Source organism: Streptomyces sp. NPDC036822, assembly GCF_055609145.1.
Genome location: NZ_JBVJPY010000004.1, coordinates 108,846 through 124,835, shown reverse-complemented (window position 1 = coordinate 124,835; position 15,990 = coordinate 108,846). Strand labels below are relative to the sequence as shown.

The window sequence follows — 15,990 nt, the reverse complement described above, 5'->3', positions numbered from 1 at the left end:
ACCGCCCAGCCGGCGCGGATCCGGTGCCGGTGCGCCGACGGCGTGCGGGCGGGGCAAGGCACCGCCGGAGCCGGCAGGCCACGCGCGGTGCGGACCTGGCCGTCCTGATGGGGAAGTGGGTCGGGCACGAGCCGGCACGCGCCAGGCGAAGATGTCGCGGGCGACAGCAGGCCGCGCGCGGCACCGCCCGGTCGGCGTGCGCGGGCGTGCCGGCGGAAGGTGAGGGAGTTGCCGGGGCCCGCACGCCGTGTGCGGGGTGCGGGCGACACCAGGCCGCGCGCGGCACCACCCGGTCGGCGTGCAGGGGCGTGCCGGGGGCGAGGGGATCGCCGGGGCGGGCCCGCCGTGTGCGGGGCCGTGGCGGTCGGCGTGAGGCGGGTGGGGGGCCGGCCCCCCACCCGTGCGGGGTGTCAGGCGAGGGTGTCGCGGGCGATGTTCGACGCGACCTGTTCCAGGAGGGGGCCGGCCTCGGCGATGCACTTCGCCGTGTCCGGCTCCAGGTCCGTGAGCGGGTAGGCACGGCGGATGCCGGCCGCGCCGAGCGTCTCGGGGTCGAGCGCCAGACGACCGCAGACCGCGACGACGTCCTTGCCGGCCGCCCGGGCCGCCGACGCGACGCCCGCGGGGGCCTTGCCGTGCAGGGTCTGCTCGTCGAGGGAGCCCTCGCCCGTGATGACCAGGGTGGCCCGCTCGAGCGCGGGGGCGAAGCCGAGGACGTCCAGCATCAGCTCGATACCGGGGCGGAAGCTCGCGTCCAGGCCGACCAGCGCGCCGTAGCCGATGCCGCCCGCGCCGCCCGCGCCCGGCGCGACGGCGCACTCCGACGCCTTGGGGCCGATGGCCTTCTCCAGGACGGTGACGAAGTGCGCGAGCGCCGCGTCCAGGGTCTCGACGTCCTCGGGGGACGCTCCCTTCTGCGGTCCGTAGACCGCCGGCGCGCCCTTCGGCCCGGTGAGCGGGTTGTCCACGTCGCTGGCGAGGACCAGGTCGACGGAGGCGAAGCGGGGGTCGAGACCGGAGAGGTCGGCCGTGGCCAGGTCCCGCAGCGGCCCGCCGCCCGGGGCGACCGGCTTGCCGTCCGCGTCCAGGAACACCGCGCCCAGCGCGGCGAGCATGCCTGCCCCGCCGTCCGTGGTGGCGCTGCCGCCGACGCCGAAGACGAGGGACGTCGCGCCCGCGTCGAGAGCGGCCCGCAACAGTTCGCCGGAGCCGTACGTGGTCGCGGTCAGGGGGGCGAAGACACCGGGCGGAAGCAGCTGCAGACCGGACGCCTCCGCCATCTCCACGACCGCCGTCGTCCCGCGCAGCGCGAAGGCCGCCGTCACCGGCTCGCCGAGCGGCCCGGTCACGCGCACCTCACGGCGCTCGAAGCCGGCCGCCACCGCGGCCGCGACCGTGCCGTCGCCGCCGTCCGCGACGGGCAGCGTCTCCACCTCCAGCTCCGGGACGACCCGTCGCAGCCCAGCCGTGACCCGCTCCGCGACCTGTACGGCCGTGAGCGAACCCTTGAACTTGTCGGCCGCGACGAGCACGTGTGCCCGCCCCTGTGCGACCTCAGTTACTGCTCCGTCCGTCACCTTGCATCCCTTGCTTTCGAACAGGCAGTCGCGCCGAGGCCGACCCTATCCGGAGCGGAAGACGCCATGCCACCCCCTGATGAGGCGATATTCCCTCCCATAAGGGGCGCCGGATGCGCGACGATCGATCAAAAGGCCCGGGCGGCCCGCCCCGGGTCGGCGACGGCGCTCCCCGCCCGCCCGCCCGTCGGCCTTTCCCCGCCGAGCGCGAGGCCGGCCGAGCGGCCGGTGCGGCTGGCTACGCTGACGGCATGACGACGACCGACTACGCCGCGTACATCGCCGGCCTGCCGAAGGTCCTGGCCGGTGCGGCCGCCCTCCTCCGGGACGCGTCCGGCCGGGTGCTGGTGGTGGAGCCGGACTACCGCGAGGGCTGGACGCTGCCGGGCGGGACGATCGAGTCCGACACGGGTGAGACGCCCCGGCAGGCGGCCCGCCGCGAGACGGCCGAGGAGATCGGCCTCGACGTGGAGCTCGGCGCGCTGCTCGCGGTCGACTGGGCGCTCGGACCGGGCCGGCCGCCGATCGTGGCGTACGTGTTCGACGGCGGGGTGCTGGCCCCGGAGCGGCTCGGGGCGATCCGTCTCCAGGAGGAGGAGCTGCTCTCCTGGAAGCTCGTGACCCGCGAGGAGATCCCCGCGCACCTCCCGGGCCACCTGGGCACGCGGGTCCTCGCCGCCCTGGACGCCCTCGGGTCGGGCCGGGGACCGGCGGAGCTGGAGAACGGCCTGTCCCCGCGCCCCGGCCTGTCCCCGCACCCCGGCCTGTCCCCGCACCCCGGCCTGGAGGGCGCCGGCGGGCCGTCGTCCGGCTGACGGATCGCCCGGGGCCGGTCCGGCGAAATACGCTCGCGGGAGCCCGGGGCCGGGTCCTACGCTCCCGTCATGACCATGGTCGCGATACTCACCGGTGCCGGAATCTCCACGGACTCCGGCATCCCCGACTACCGAGGGCCCGACGGGGAGTGGACGCGCGACCCGGAGGCCGAGAAGGTCGTCACGTACGCCTACTACATGGCCGATCCGGAGATCCGGCGGCGGGCGTGGCGGATGCGTCTGGACGGGCCGGTGGGGCGGGCCGAGCCGAACGTCGCCCATCGGGCGATCGCCGCGTTCGAGAAGCGCGGGAACCCGGTCCGGGTGATCACGCAGAACGTCGACGGACTCCATCAGCTCGCCGGGGTGTCCGAGCGCAAGGTCCTCGAACTGCACGGCTCCGCGCGGTCCGTGGTGTGCACACGATGCCATGTCCGGTCCCCCATGGACGAGGCGCTGGACCGGGTCCGGGCGGGCGAGGACGATCCGGCGTGCCGGGACTGCGGGGGCATCCTCAAGTCGGCCACCGTGCTGTTCGGCCAGCGGCTCGACCCGGTCGTCCTCGGCCAGGCGATGTCGATCGCCAAGGGCACGGAGGTGTTCCTCGCGGTCGGTTCGAGTCTCCAGGTCCAGCCGGCCGCCTCCCTCGCGAAGATCGCCGCCGAGCACGGCGCGCGGCTGGTCATCGTGAACGCCCAGCCCACCGCGTACGACGAGATCGCCGACGAGGTCGTGCGGGAGCCGATCGGCACCGCGTTGCCCGCGCTCCTGGACCGGCTGCTCTGACCCACGGCCCCGGGAGTGTCCCCCGGGGCCCGTCCACGTCAGAAGAGGGTGTCGGTCCGCCCCGACTCGAAGGCGAGCAGCCGCTGTTTGCGGCCGAGGCCGCCGCCGTACCCGGTCAGCGAGCCGCTCGCGCCGATGACGCGGTGGCAGGGCACGACGATGGAGACGGGGTTCTTCCCGTTGGCCAGGCCCACCGCGCGGGACGCTCCGGGGTTGCCGAGGGCCTCGGCCAGCCCTCCGTACGTCCGGGTCTCGCCGTACGGGATGAGGCGGAGCTGCTCCCAGACACGGAGCTGGAAGGGGGTGCCGACCAGCTTCAGGGGCAGGTCGAACACCGTGAGTTCGCCGGCGAAGTAGGCGTCGAGCTGGCGGACCGCCTCGCCGAAGGGGCGCGGGTCGGCTGCGCCGAAGGTCTCCTCGGGCGGGCGGTGGCGCTGGTCGGTCATGTGGATGCGGCTGAGGACGCCGTCGACGGCGACCAGGGTCAGCGCGTCGTACGGACTGTCGACGACCAGGTGCTGGACGGTGGGCATGGCAGGGCGGCTTCCTTACGCGGGGAGGTGGTTGATCGGGTGGCTGTCGGTGGCCCAGAGGTACTGCACGGCGTACGCGCGCCAGGGCCTCCAGTGCGCGGCGCGGGCGGTCAGCGCGCCCGGCGTGGCCGGCAGGCCGAGGCGTTCGGCGGCGCGGCGCACGCCCAGGTCGCCGGGGAGGAAGGCGTCGGGGTCGCCGAGGGCGCGCATCGCGATGACCTCGGTGGTCCAGGGCCCGAAGCCCGGCAGGGCCATGAGCCGGGCACGGGCCTCCTCCCAGTCGCTGGCGGGGCCGAGGTGCAGGGAGCCGTCGGCGAGCGCCTCCACCAGTGTGAGGAGGGTGTGCCGGCGGCTCCGGGGCAGCGCGAGCGACGCGGGGTCGAGTCCTGCCAGCGCCCGGGGGGCCGGGAAGAGGTGGGTCAGGCCGCCCTCGGGGTCCTCGACGGGGACGCCATGCGCCGTGACCAGGCGGGCCGCGTGGGTGCGGGCGGCCGCCGTGGAGACCTGCTGGCCGAGCACGGCGCGCACCGCGAACTCGGCGGCGTCGACGGTCCGCGGGACCCGCCGTCCCGGCGCCCGGTCGACCAGCGGCGCGAGCAGCGGGTCGCCGCGCAGTTGGTCGTCGACCGCGACCGGGTCGGCGTCGAGGTCGAGCATCCAGCGGCAGCGGCTGATGGCGTGCGTCAGGTCGCGGGGGTCGGTGAGGGAGAGCCGGCAGGCGATGTGGTCGGGGCGCGGCGCCAGGGCCACGATGCCGTGGCCGTGCGGCAGGGCCAGCGTCCTGCGGTAGGCGCCGTCCCGCCACTCCTCGACACCGGGTACGGCGGTCGCGGCGAGGTGCCCGAAGAGGTTGGACGGGTCGAGGGGCGCGCGGTAGGGCAGGCGCAGCGCGATCACGCCGGGCGTGGCCGGGGCCGTGGGGCGCGAGCGCGTCGCACGGGCCCGCAGTTCTCCGGGCGCGAGGGCGAAGACCTCCCGGACCGTGTCGTTGAAGGTACGGATGGAGGCGAAGCCGGCCGCGAAGGCGATCTCGGCCATGGGCATCGGGGTGGTCTCGATGAGCAGCCGGGCGGTCTGGGCCCGCTGGGCGCGGGCCAGGGCCAGCGGGCCGGCGCCCAGCTCGGCGAGGAGCTGGCGCTCGATCTGGCGGGTGGAGTAGCCGAGCCGGGCCGCGAGGCCGGGGACGCCTTCGCGGTCCACGACCCCGTCCTGGATGAGGCGCATGGCCCGGGCGACGGCGTCGGCGCGGACGTTCCACTCCGGGGAGCCGGGGCTGGTGTCCGGCCGGCAGCGTTTGCAGGCCCGGAACCCGGCGCGCTGGCAGGAGGCGGCGCTGGGGTGGAAGACCATGTTCTCGGCCTTGGGCGGCACGACCGGGCAGCTGGGACGGCAGTAGATCCGGGTGGTCAGGACGGCGGTGAAGAAGACGCCGTCGAAACGGGCGTCCTTCGACCGGACGGCCCGCACGCAGCGCTCGGTGTCGGTATGCATGTGTCCAGGATCGGGGACGCGGGGCACCCGGGCTGGCGAGAAAACGACATCGACCTCGTCTGGCCGGTGCCGCCTCGATTTCCCGGCGCGGCGGGGGCAGCATGGGAGGAAGAGAACTCTGCGGCGCCGGCGAGCCGAGGAAGTGGACGGGTGACAGCCGAGTCCGTGATGACAGCGACGTCCTTGAGAAGAACCCCATGACCGGACGTCTCGGACGACCACGGGGGCTGTGGGTGCGCAGTGTCGCCGGTCAGGTGTTCGCCCTGCAGGCCGTCATCGTGGCGTTGCTGGTGACCGTGGGTGCGCTGGCCCTGGTGTTCCAGACCCGTTACGACAGCGAGCGCGAGGCCCGGAACCGTTCGCTGGCCGCCGCGGAGGCGTTCGCGCACGCGCCGGGCCTGGTGGACGCGCTGAAGGCGCCCGATCCGACGGCCCTGCTGCAGACGCGGGCCGAGGAGGCCCGGGTGGCCGGGGGCCTGGACTTCCTGGCGGTGATGACGCCGGACGGCATCCGCTACACCGACGCCCGGCCCGATCTGATCGGGCAGCGGGCGACGGGGGACATCGCCCGTGCCCGGGGCGGGGAGTCGTTCACGGAGATCTTCACCGGGGAGCCGACCGACGCCGTCCGGGCGATCGTCCCGGTGCGGACCGAGGACGGTGACATCGTCGGCCTGGTCGGTACCGGCATCGAGATCGAGAACGTGTCCAACGTCGTCGAGGGGCAGCTGCCGCTGCTGCTCGGGACGGCGGGCGGCGCGCTGCTGCTCGCGGTGGGCGGCGCCGCGCTCGTGAGCCGGCGGCTGCGTCGCCAGACGCACGGCCTCGGGCCGGTCGAGATGACCCGGATCAACGAACACCACGAGGCGGTCCTGCACGCCGTCCGCGAGGGCGTGCTCATCATCGACGCCGACCGCCGGCTGCTGCTCGCCAACGACGAGGGTCGCCGTCTGCTCGACCTGCCGCCCGAAGCCGAGCAGCGGCACGTCACCGAGCTCGGCCTGGATCCGGCCACGGCCGCGCTGCTCGCCTCCGGGCGGGCGGCGACGGACGAGGTGCACCTGGCGGGCGACCGCCTGCTTGCCGTGAACGTGCGCCCCACGGAGCCGTACCGCGGGCGGCCCACCGGAACGGTGATGACGCTGCGCGACTCCACCGAGCTCGCCGCGCTGTCCGGCCGGGCGGAGGTGGCCCGGGGCCGGCTCCAGCTGCTGTACGACGCCGGGGTGCGCATCGGCAGCACCCTGGACGTGGTGCGCACGGCGGAGGAGCTGTCGCAGGTCGCGGTGCCGCGCTTCGCCGACTACGTCACCGTGGAGCTCCTGGAGCCGGTGCTGAGCGGCGAGGAGCCGTCGGGGGCGTATACGGAGATGCGCCGCGCGGCGCTGACCGGCATCGGGGACGATCACCCGCTCCAGCCGGTGGGCGACCTCATCCGGTGTGTCGTGCCGACGACGCCGATGGCGACGGCGCTCGACCGCGGGCACGCGGTGCTCGTGGAGGATCTGAGCACGGCCGACGGCTGGCGGGCCCAGGACCCGGAGGGCGCCGCCGGGGCGCTCGACTACGGTCTGCACTCGCTGGTGGCCGTGCCGCTGCTGGCCCGGGGGGTCGTGCTCGGCATGGCGAACTTCTGGCGGGCGGAGACCGCCGAGCCGTTCGGGGACGACGACCTGTCGTTCGCGGAGGAGCTGACCGCGCGGGCGGCGGTCTCCATCGACAACGCCCGCCGCTTCACCCGGGAGCACGCGATGGCGGTCACCCTCCAGCGCAGCCTCCTCCCCCGCGTGCTGCCGGAGCTGTCCGCCGTCGACGTGGCGCACCGCTACCTGCCGGCGAAGGCCGGGGTCGGCGGTGACTGGTTCGACGTCATCCCGCTTCCCGGCGCCCGGGTGGCGCTCGTCGTCGGTGACGTCGTCGGGCACGGCCTGCACGCCGCCGCGACGATGGGCCGGCTGCGGACGGCGGTGCACAACTTCTCCACCCTGGACCTGCCGCCCGACGAGCTGCTCGGCCACCTCGACGAGCTGATCGACCGGATCGACCGGCCCGAAACGGGGAACGGCGCGGGCCCGGAGGAGGGCGAGGACACGCCGCCGGGCTCCGAGCGCGACCCCATCACCGGCGCGACCTGCCTGTACGTGATCTACGACCCGGCGAACGGCCGCTGTGCCATGGCGGGCGCCGGACATCCCGGGCCGGCGCTCGTGCACGCCGACGGGCGGGTGGAGTTCCCCGAGCTGCCGGCGGGGCTGCCCCTGGGCGTGGGCGGGATGCCGTTCGAGGCGACCGAGCTGACGCTTCCCGAGGGCAGCCGCCTGGTGCTGTTCACCGACGGCCTCCTGGAGAACCGCGACCGGGACTTCGACGCCGGCCTGGCGCTGCTCGGCGAGGCCCTGGCCCGGCCCGGCCGCAGTCCGGAGCAGGCCTGCGCCGACGTCCTGGCGGCGCTGCTCGTCCCGGCTCCCGACGACGACATCGCGCTGCTCGTCGCCGAGACCCGCCGGCTGCCGGCCGACCGCATCGCCGAGTGGGACGTGCCGGCCGAACCGGCCGCGGTCTCCCGCATCCGCAACGCGGCCTCGGCCCAGATCGCCGCCTGGGAGCTGGGCGACATCGCGTTCACCGCCGAACTGATCCTGAGCGAGCTGATCACCAACGCCATCCGCTACGGCGCCGAACCGATCCGGGTACGGCTGCTGTACGACCGCCGGCTGATCTGCGAGATCGCCGACGGGAGCAGCACCTCCCCTCATCTGCGGTACGCCGCGACCACGGACGAGGGCGGTCGGGGACTCTTCCTGGTCGCGCAGTTCGCCGAGCGCTGGGGGACGCGGTACACCGACCGGGGCAAGGTGATCTGGGCGGAGCTGACCCTGACCACGGCGCCCGCACGGGCGGCGGCGGAGCTGGGCGTACCCGACCTCGACGCCCTGGAGCGGCTGGCCTGGTGAGCCCCGGGCCGGCCTCCACGGGAGGCGCTACGTCACCGAGGTGCGGGCGAGGAGCACCGCGACGTCGTCCCCCGGCGCGCAGGGCAGCAGCTGTTCGAGGATGCCGTCGCAGAGCTGGGAGAGCGGCCGTTCGAGGTCGAACAGCGCCCGGGCGAGCTGGTCCATGCCCTGGTCGAGATCTCGGTCCCGGGCCTCGATGAGGCCGTCGGTGTAGAGGACGAGCACGCTGCCCGGGGGCAGCAGCACCTCGTCGGTGCGGAAGTCCTGGACCCCGGTGCCCAGCGGTGTGCCGGCCGGGCCCTCCAGGAAGGTGATCGTCCCGTCGGCCGTGGCCACCGCCGGCGGCGGATGGCCCGCCCGGGCGACCACGACGCTGCCGGTGGCCGGGTCGTGGACGGCGTAGACGCAGGTCGCCATCTCGTCCTCGCCGAGGTCGGCGACGGCCGCGTCCAGGGAGCGGAGCAGCTCCGTGGGCGGGACGCCGTGCCGGGCGAGGGTCCGGACGACGGTACGGAGCTGGCCCATGACGGCGGCGGCGTGGACGCCGTGGCCCATGACGTCGCCGATGACCAGGGCGGTGCGGCCTTCGGGGAGGGCGATGACGTCGAACCAGTCGCCGCCGACGTCGTGGTCGCTCGCGGGGAGGTAGCGGCCGGTCAGTTCGAGGCCGTCGACCTTGGGCAGGGAGCTGTTCGTCAGGCTGCGTTGCAGGGTCAGGGCGGCTTCCCGCTGGGCGGTGTACATCCGCGCGTTGTCGATGTTCAGGGCCGCGCGGGCGACCAGTTCGTCGAGGAGGACCCAGTCCTGCTCGTCGAACGGCTCCCGGCCGTAGACCCGGGTGACGGTGACCGCGCCGAGCACCCTGCCGCGGGCGATGAGCGGGACGAGGCGGGCGGAGCCGATGTGGGCGGTGAAGTAGTCCCGGAGCGCCTCGGAGCGGCTGTCGGGGAACAGCGCGGGAAGGTCGGAGTGGTACAGGTTCATCGGCCGGCCCTCGGTGACGACCTGTTCGTAGACCGTCCCGAGGGGGATCTGGAAGGTCTGGCCCGGGGTGAGCAGCGCGGTGGGGGCCGAGGGGTCGGGGAAGACGGCGGCCAGCCGGCGCAGCAGCCCCTGGGTGGACGCGCCGGCCGCGGCGGCGGCCTCGTCGGGGGCGAGGACCGCCTCCAGCATCTGGACGTCGGCCGAGTCGGCGAAGCGGGGCACCAGGACGCGGACCACCTCCTCGGCGGTCTGGCGCAGGTCGAGGGTGGTGCCGATGCGGGTGCCGGCCTCGGCGAGCAGGGCGAAGCGGGAGCGGGCGCGTTCGGCCTCGACGAGGGCGCGCTGGCCGTCGGTGATGTCGATGAGGGAGGCGATGAGGCCCAGGCGCCGTCCGGAGCCGTCGAGGAGGGGGGCGTAGGAGCAGGACCAGGTCCGGTCGTGGTCGGGGTCGGCCGGTGTGCGGCCGGTGCGGCGCACGTCGACGACGGCCTCGCCGCGGTCCATGACCTGGCGCATGGTCGCCTCAAGGGCGGAGGCGTTGACTCCGGGCACCACCTCGGTCAGCCGCTTGCCGAGGTGCTCGGCGGCGGAGACGCCGTTCATCCGGGCCAGGGCGTCGTTGACGCGCAGGAATCGCAGGTCGGGGCCGAGGGTGGCGAGGCCGATGGGTGACTGGGTGAAGAGGCTCTGCAGGGCGGCGAGCGAGTCCCGCATGCGCAGGACCTCGGAGGTCTCGACCGCGATCAGCATGGCGCCGGGCCGCCCCCGCGGGTCGGCCTCGGGGAGGATCCACATCTCCATCGTCACGTCGTGGCCGTCGCGGTGCCGGACGGGCAGGGTGCCGACGACGGTCTCCCCGGCGTGGACGCGCCGCGTCAGCTGGGCGGCGAGTTCCTGGTTGGACTCGGGGGCGAGGACGGGGGTCGCGGGGCGGCCGAGCAGCTCCTCGGGGCGGTAGCCGAGGAGGTCCTGCGCGGCGAGGGACCATTCGACGACGGAGCCGTCGGCGTCCTCCCGCCACAGGGCGATCGGCAGCACTTCGCGCAGCACACCCGCGTACCCGACGGCCGCCGGCGGCCGTCCCGGCGTCTCGCTCGGCGACTGATCAGTGTCCAACGCATCGACCTAACCCCGGGGGGTGTCTTTCCTACCCAGTCACCCTATCCGAGCCGTCGTTGCGGGGCTCTGCGAGTGGTCCGTTCGGCAGGGCGGGGCCGGCCCGCGCCGGGCCCGGTCAGGGGGCGTGCCGGGCGAAGGCCGTGTACGCCGTGTCGTCGAAGAGCACGAACCGGACCTCCTCGACGGCCGTCGTCCCTGTCGCCAGGACGGTCTCGACGGCGATGCGGGCTCCGTCGTCCAGGGGCCAGCCGTAGACACCGGTCGAGATCGCGGGGAAGGCGACGGTGCGGGCGCCCAGCTCGTCCGCGACGCGCAGGGAGGCGCGGTAGCAGGAGGCCAGCAGGGCGGAGCGGTCCTGGTCGCGGGACCAGACGGGGCCGACGGTGTGCACTACCCAGCGGGCGGGGAGGCGGCCCGCGGTCGTGGCGACGGCCTGTCCGGTGGGGAGGCCGCGGCCGTGGTGACCGGCGCGCAGCGCGCGGCACTCCGCCAGGATCTCGGGGCCGCCCCGGCGGTGGATCGCGCCGTCGACCCCGCCGCCGCCCAGCAGGGAGGAGTTCGCCGCGTTGACGATCACGTCGACGTGCTGCGCGGTGATGTCGCCGCGCACGAGCGTGATGCCGGGAGGCGTCGTGGAGGTCATACGGCCATCCTCACCCGCCCCGGGACGCGCGCGCTCCCCGTTTTCCGCCGCGTCAGCCGCGTGCCGCGCGCAGGCGGCGCCACACCGCCTTGGCCGCGTTGTGGCCGGACATGCCGTGGACGCCAGGGCCCGGCGGGGTCGCGGAGGAGCAGAGGAAGACGGCGGGGTGCGGGGTGCGGTAGGGGAAGAGGGACAGCTTGGGGCGCAGTACGAGCTGGAGTCCGCGGGCCGCGCCGCAGGCGATGTCGCCGCCCACGTAGTTGGGGTTGCGGGCGGCGAGCTCGGGCGGTCCGGCGGTGGCGCGGGCCAGGACGCGGTCACGGAAGCCGGGGGCGAAGCGCTCGATCTGGCGCTCGATCGCGTCGGTGAGATCACCGTCCCAGCCGTTCGGCACATGGCCGTACGCCCAGAAGACGTGCTTGCCCTCGGGTGCGCGAGACGGGTCGACGAGGCTGGGCTGGGCGGTGATCAGGAAGGGCGTGCGGGGGGCCGTGCCGGAGGACGCCTGCCGGAGCGCGGTGCCGACCTCGGCGGTGGAGGGGCCGATCTGGACGGTCCCGGCGTGGCGGGGCGCCTCGGCCGTCCAGGGCACCGGTCCGTCGAGGGCGTAGTCGATCTTGAAGACACTGGCGCCGTAGCGGTAGCCGTCGTAGTGGCCGCCGAAGCCGGCGATCTTCGCGAGGGCGGTGGGCGACGTGTCGAAGACGTACGCGCGGGCCGGCGGGAGGTCGTCGAGGCGCTTGACGTGGAAGTCGGTGTGGACGGAGCCGCCCAGGTCCTTCAGATACGCGGCGAGGGCGTCCGAGATCGCCTGGGAGCCGCCCCGGGGCATCGGCCAGCCGCCCGCGTGGGCGGCCAGCGCGAAGACGAGGCCGATCGCCGACGTGGCGAACCCGTCGAGGGGTGCGATGACATGGCCGACGAGCCCGGCGAACAGGGCGCGCGCCTTGTCGTCCCGGAAGCGGCGCAGCAGCCAGGTGGAGGGCTGAAGTCCGTCGATGCCGAAGCGGGCGAGCGTGACGGGGTCACGGGGCAGCGCGGTCAGCGGGAGGGACATGAAGTCCCGCGCCAGCGTGTCGAATCGGCCGGCGTAGGGCGCCAGGAGCCGCCGGTAGGTGCCGGCGTCGCGCGGCCCGAAGGAGGCGGCGGTCTCCGCGACGGACCGGGAGAGCACGGCGGCGGTGCCGTCGTCACACGGATGGGCCATGGGCAGCCGGGGGTGCAGCCACTCCAGGCCGTACCGGTCCAGGGGCATCGTCTTGAAGACGGGCGAGTTGACGCCGAGCGGGTGCACGGCGGAGCAGGGGTCGTGCCGGAAGCCCGGCAGCGTCAGCTCCTCGGTCCGCGCGCCGCCGCCGACCGTGGAGGCGGCCTCGAAGAGCGCGACGGAGAATCCCCGTCGGGCCAGCTCCACCGCGGCGGTCAGTCCGTTGGGGCCCGCCCCCACGACGACGGCATCGAGCATCGACGGCACGTTCGGACTCCTTCGTCGGCCACCGGCCGCCGTCCGGCGACCGGCACGACCAAGAATAGGCTCCGGACGCCTCGCGGAACCCGCGAGGGTACGGCAGCCGGACCGCCGCGGCGGCGCCGGCGCGGCGCCTGGTGAAGGCGCCCGCGCGCGGCGGGTCCGGTGGGGCGGTCAGGGAGCGGTGACCGTACCGACGAGGACGAACTCGTTGTACGGGAAGACCTTTCCGACCGACCGGGGGAAGGGGAAGGAGTAGGTCCGCGAGACGCCGAGGCCCGCCTTCTCCGCGTGACGCCGCAGTTCCTCGAAGCCGACGAAGCGCACGTGCGTGGCGTCGGTGCGGTAGCCGGCTTCCTGCGGGGTGATCAGGACGACGTTGCCGCCCGGCTTCACGAGCGGCAGGTACTGCGCGAGGACCGTGACCGCCAGGTCCTCGTCCATGTGCTCCAGCACGTGGGCGCAGAGCAGGCTGTCGAAGGACCCGGGACCGCAGTCCTCGGCCTTGGCCAGCTCGTCGGGGGTGTAGGCGGTCAGGCCCCGCTCCCGGCAGGTGGCGACGGAGTGCTCGTTGTGGTCGACGCCCACACTGTCCGGCCCGCAGTTGAGCAGGTTGCGTCCGAGACCGCAGCCGACGTCGAGGACGCGGCCGAGCTTGAGGCGGCGCAGGTTCCATCTGTAGGGCGCCTGGGTGGGCAGGAACCTCTTGAGTCCCGATTGCTCCAGATGAGCCAGCCGCTGGGTGTACTCGGAGGACTCGGTCCCGGATTCGCGGGGCCTGTCCTGGATGCCGGCCATCGGCAACCGCCTAACTTTCCGCTTTGCCATGGGAAACCACGCTGTGCAGGAGTGATCGCCGGTGTGATCGGCGACACTTCAGGCTAGGGGACGACGAAGCAGAAGGTAAAGGGCCGGACGGCTTTCGGCCCCACGAATCCCGGACGCCTCAGGGGTCCCACGGGAGCGGCCCTGGTCGCGGTGGCGCCCGGGCCGGCGCCCGTACATCCGTTCAGGAGGTGGCGCTGCCGCCCCGGAACCGCCGGGGTGCCATGAGGGCCGTGTAGAGGATCAGGGAGGTCGCGAGGCCCACCGCCCAGCCGTAGTCGGCGAGCGGCCGCAGGAAGGGGATGAGCCCGTCCTGCGGGAAGGGGCCCTTGCCGGGCTCCGAGTGCGAGCCGCCGACCGCCAGGACGCCTCCGACGGTGAAGGCGGCGACCGCGACCGGGTTCCAGCCGCCCGCGTACCAGTAGGGGCCGTGGGGCCGGTAGAGCCCGGCCAGGTCCAGGACGGTGCGGCGCACGAACCAGTAGTCGGCGATCAGGATGCCGGCCACCGTGCCGAGCAGGCCGCCGACCAGACCGAGCCACGTGAAGATGTACAGCTCCGGGGTGGCGGTCAGCTTCCAGGGCATGATCAGCACCCCCACCACCCCGGTGATCAGCGCGCCCTTGCGGAAGTCGATCCGCTTCGGCGCGAGGTTGGCCAGGTCGTACGCGGGCGACACCACGTTCGCGGCGATGTTCACCGAGATCGTGGCGACGAGCACCGTCACCAGGGCGAAGAGGAGCCCGAAGACGTTGTCCGTCCTGGCGGCCAGCGCGACCGGGTCCCAGACGGGCGCTCCGTACACCGCCTGTGACCCGGAGGTGACGAACACCGAGAGCAGCGCGAACAGGGTCATGGTCGTGGGCAGGCCGAGGCTCTGGCCGATGACCTGGGCGCGCTGCCCGGCGCCGAAGCGGGTGAAGTCCGGGATGTTGAGGCTCAGGGTCGCCCAGAAGGCGATCATGCCCATCAGGGACGGGAAGAAGACGGTCCAGAAGTCCGCGCCCCAGCCCAGCCGCGAGGGCTGGTCGAGCAGCGGCCCGAGGCCGCCCGCCTTCACCGCGATCCACACCAGCAGCGCCAGCGCGCCGACGATGACGAAGGGCGCCGCCCAGTTCTCGAAGCGCCGCAGCGCCTCCATCCCCCGGTGGATGATGGCGAGTTCGAGGGCCCAGAAGAGGACGAAGCAGAGCCAGAGCGTCCACGGCTGCCCGCCGACCTGGGCGGCCTGCGCCCAGCCGCCGAAGATCTTGTCGAGCAGGACGAAGATCCCCTGCCCGCCGATCCAGGTCTGGATGCCGAACCAGGCGCAGGCGACCCCGGCGCGGATCAGCGCCGGCAGGTTGGCTCCGCGCAGCCCGAAGGAGGCCCGGGCGAGGACGGGGAAAGGGATGCCGTACTTGGGTCCGGCGTGGCCGGTGAGCAGCATCGGCAGGAGCACGATGACGTTGGCCAGGGCGATGGTGAGGACGGCCTGCTTCCAGTCCATGCCGAGGGCGACGAGACCGGAGGCGAGCAGCCACGAGGGGATGTTGTGGGCCATGCCGACCCAGAGCGCGGCGAAGTTGTACGTCGTCCAGCGGCGCCGTTCGACGGGGACGGGCAGCAGGTCCTCGTTGACGAAGCGGCTGTCGGTCGGGGCCGCGTCGGCTGCGAGTTCGACGCGGCCCCCGGCTATGGCGGGTTCGGGTCTCCCCGGGGGGACGGTTGCGGTCATGGCGGCGGGCCCCTTCTTCGGGAACGGTGCTCGGGTACGGACGAGGCCGCGGGCCGGGGGCCGAAGGCGGCGGGTCAGGCGCCGAGCGCGGGGATGATCTCGGAGCCGTAGGCGTCGATGGTGGACTCCTTGGCGTCGTGCATGGCGTACACGGCGAACTGGTCGACGCCCATGTCGCGCAGCCTCCGCAGCTTCTCCAGGTGCGCCTCGACGGGGCCGAGGAGACAGAAGCGGTCGACGATCTCGTCGGGGACGAATTCGGTGGAGGGGTTGTCGGCCCGGCCGTGATGGCTGTAGTCGTAGCCGTGCCGGTCCTTGATGTAGGCGGTGAGCTCCTCCGGCACCATCCCGGAGTGCTCGCCGTACCGGGACACCAGGTCCGCGACGTGGTTGCCGACCATCCCGCCGAACCAGCGGCACTGCTCGCGGGCGTGGGCCAGGTCGTCGCCCACGTAGGCCGGCGCGGCCACGCAGATGGTGAGGGCGTCGGGGTCGCGGCCGGCGTCGGAGGCGGCCTGCCGGACGGCCTTGACCATCCACTCGGTGAGGAAGGGGTCGGCGAGCTGGAGGATGAAGCCGTCGGCCTTCTGCCCGGCGAGCGCCAGGGCCTTGGGGCCGTAGGCGGCCATCCAGACCGGCAGCCGGCCGTCCTTCACCCAGGGGATGCGGATCGGGCTGCCGTCGACCTCGGCCTCGCGGCCCTCGGCGAGGTCGCGGATGACGTCGATGGCCTCGCCGAGCCGCGCCAGGGTGTTGGGCTTGCGGCCCGCCACCCGCATCGCGGAATCGCCGCGGCCGATTCCGCAGACGGTCCGGTTGCCGTACATCTCGTTGAGGGTGGCGAAGGTGGAGGCGGTGACCTCCCAGGTCCTCGTCCCCGGGTTGGTGACCATCGGGCCGACGGTCAGCTTGGTGGTGTGCTCCAGGATGCGGCTGTAGATGACGAAGGGCTCCTGCCAGAGCACGGCGGAGTCGAAGGTCCAGCCGTAGCGGAAGCCGTTGCGTTCCGCCCGGCGCATGAGGCCGACGACCGCCGAGGCGGGCGGGTCGGTCTGCAGGACGAGTCCGAAGTCCACGT

General features: G+C 74.0%; 12 protein-coding genes. 3 read left to right on the top strand and 9 right to left on the bottom strand.

The window, feature by feature from the left end:
• Positions 1 to 410 precede the first annotated feature (410 nt).
• The gene (locus tag ACZ68P_RS11175) at positions 411 to 1,577 is read right to left on the bottom strand and encodes a glycerate kinase (RefSeq protein WP_471005129.1); all 1,167 of its coding nucleotides are present in this window, start codon (positions 1,575 to 1,577) and stop codon (positions 411 to 413) included.
• 251 nt (positions 1,578 to 1,828) lie between these two features.
• On the opposite strand from ACZ68P_RS11175, the gene ACZ68P_RS11170 reads away from it, so the two are divergent.
• Together ACZ68P_RS11170 and ACZ68P_RS11165 are read left to right on the top strand one after the other, a co-directional pair.
• Complete coding sequence (locus tag ACZ68P_RS11170) at positions 1,829 to 2,392, top strand: NUDIX domain-containing protein (RefSeq protein WP_471005128.1); 564 nt, start codon at positions 1,829 to 1,831, stop codon at positions 2,390 to 2,392.
• Positions 2,393 to 2,461: 69 nt separating this feature from the next.
• Complete coding sequence (locus ACZ68P_RS11165; RefSeq protein WP_471005127.1) at positions 2,462 to 3,178, top strand: SIR2 family NAD-dependent protein deacylase; 717 nt, start codon at positions 2,462 to 2,464, stop codon at positions 3,176 to 3,178.
• 38 nt (positions 3,179 to 3,216) lie between these two features.
• Here ACZ68P_RS11165 and ACZ68P_RS11160 read toward each other — a convergent pair whose 3' ends face one another.
• Both ACZ68P_RS11160 and ACZ68P_RS11155 read right to left on the bottom strand, forming a co-directional pair.
• Positions 3,217 to 3,711 (bottom strand): methylated-DNA--[protein]-cysteine S-methyltransferase, encoded by a 495-nt coding sequence (locus tag ACZ68P_RS11160; RefSeq protein ID WP_471005126.1) that lies wholly within the window; start codon positions 3,709 to 3,711, stop codon positions 3,217 to 3,219.
• A 15-nt stretch (positions 3,712 to 3,726) separates the two neighbouring features.
• Positions 3,727 to 5,202 carry an AlkA N-terminal domain-containing protein gene (locus ACZ68P_RS11155; protein ID WP_471005125.1) on the bottom strand — a complete coding sequence of 492 codons (1,476 nt, stop codon included), beginning with the start codon at positions 5,200 to 5,202 and terminating at the stop codon, positions 3,727 to 3,729.
• 197 nt (positions 5,203 to 5,399) lie between these two features.
• Here ACZ68P_RS11155 and ACZ68P_RS11150 point away from each other — a divergent pair, with 197 nt between their 5' ends.
• Entirely contained in the window at positions 5,400 to 8,156 is a 2,757-nt protein-coding gene (locus ACZ68P_RS11150) for a SpoIIE family protein phosphatase (RefSeq protein WP_471005124.1), read from the top strand.
• Between the two features lie 27 nt (positions 8,157 to 8,183).
• Here ACZ68P_RS11150 and ACZ68P_RS11145 read toward each other — a convergent pair whose 3' ends face one another.
• From ACZ68P_RS11145 to ACZ68P_RS11120, 6 genes are all read right to left on the bottom strand, one after another.
• Positions 8,184 to 10,256: a SpoIIE family protein phosphatase gene (locus ACZ68P_RS11145; protein ID WP_471005123.1), complete on the bottom strand. Its 2,073-nt coding sequence runs from the start codon at positions 10,254 to 10,256 to the stop codon at positions 8,184 to 8,186.
• A gap of 118 nt (positions 10,257 to 10,374) precedes the next feature.
• Positions 10,375 to 10,902 (bottom strand): O-acetyl-ADP-ribose deacetylase, encoded by a 528-nt coding sequence (locus tag ACZ68P_RS11140; protein ID WP_471005122.1) that lies wholly within the window; start codon positions 10,900 to 10,902, stop codon positions 10,375 to 10,377.
• 52 nt (positions 10,903 to 10,954) lie between these two features.
• A complete protein-coding gene (locus tag ACZ68P_RS11135; protein WP_471005121.1) occupies positions 10,955 to 12,376 on the bottom strand; it encodes a phytoene desaturase family protein in 1,422 nt (473 codons plus the stop codon).
• Between the two features lie 168 nt (positions 12,377 to 12,544).
• Positions 12,545 to 13,168, bottom strand: coding sequence for a class I SAM-dependent methyltransferase (locus ACZ68P_RS11130; RefSeq protein ID WP_471005120.1), 624 nt, complete (start codon positions 13,166 to 13,168; stop codon positions 12,545 to 12,547).
• A gap of 211 nt (positions 13,169 to 13,379) precedes the next feature.
• The gene (locus ACZ68P_RS11125; RefSeq protein ID WP_471005119.1) at positions 13,380 to 14,912 is read right to left on the bottom strand and encodes an NCS1 family nucleobase:cation symporter-1; all 1,533 of its coding nucleotides are present in this window, start codon (positions 14,910 to 14,912) and stop codon (positions 13,380 to 13,382) included.
• A 74-nt stretch (positions 14,913 to 14,986) separates the two neighbouring features.
• The gene (locus ACZ68P_RS11120; protein ID WP_471005118.1) at positions 14,987 to 15,988 is read right to left on the bottom strand and encodes a TIGR03842 family LLM class F420-dependent oxidoreductase; all 1,002 of its coding nucleotides are present in this window, start codon (positions 15,986 to 15,988) and stop codon (positions 14,987 to 14,989) included.
• Positions 15,989 to 15,990: the final 2 nt, after the last annotated feature.